General features: G+C 71.8%; 1 protein-coding gene. It reads left to right on the top strand.

Going from position 1 to position 450, the window contains the following annotated elements:
- Positions 1 to 450, top strand: a 450-nt coding sequence (locus PUR56_RS00125; protein WP_329947327.1) for a polyketide synthase, incomplete at both ends; no start/stop codon positions are given.

Raw genomic sequence — 450 nt, forward strand, 5'->3', positions numbered from 1 at the left:
CGACCCGCTGTCGCTCCGCGGCGAGCAGGGCGGCGTGGTCGCCGGCACCAACGGTCGGGAGTACGTCGCGCTGCTGGACGAGGGGTCCGAGGACGTCGCGGACTCGGCGGGCCACATCGGCACCGGGAAAGCTGAGAGCGTGCTGTCCGGCCGCGTCTCGTACTCGTTCGGCCTGGAGGGTCCGGCGGTGACGGTGGACACGGCGTGCTCGTCGTCGCTTGTCGCGCTGCACCTGGCCGCGCAGGCGCTGCGGTCTGGCGAGTGCTCGATGGCGCTGGTCGGCGGCGTCACAGTGATGCCGAACCCGGATGTGTTCGTGGAGTTCTCGCGACAGCGCGGGCTGGCTGCCGACGGCCTGTGCAACTCGTTCGGTGCGGACGCGGACGGGACGGGATGGACCGAGTGTGTCGGCATGCTGCTGGTCGAGCGGTTGTCGTCGGCGCGGGCTGC

The organism is Streptomyces sp. BE303 (assembly GCF_036290945.1).
Classification (GTDB): Bacteria; Actinomycetota; Actinomycetes; order Streptomycetales; family Streptomycetaceae; genus Kitasatospora.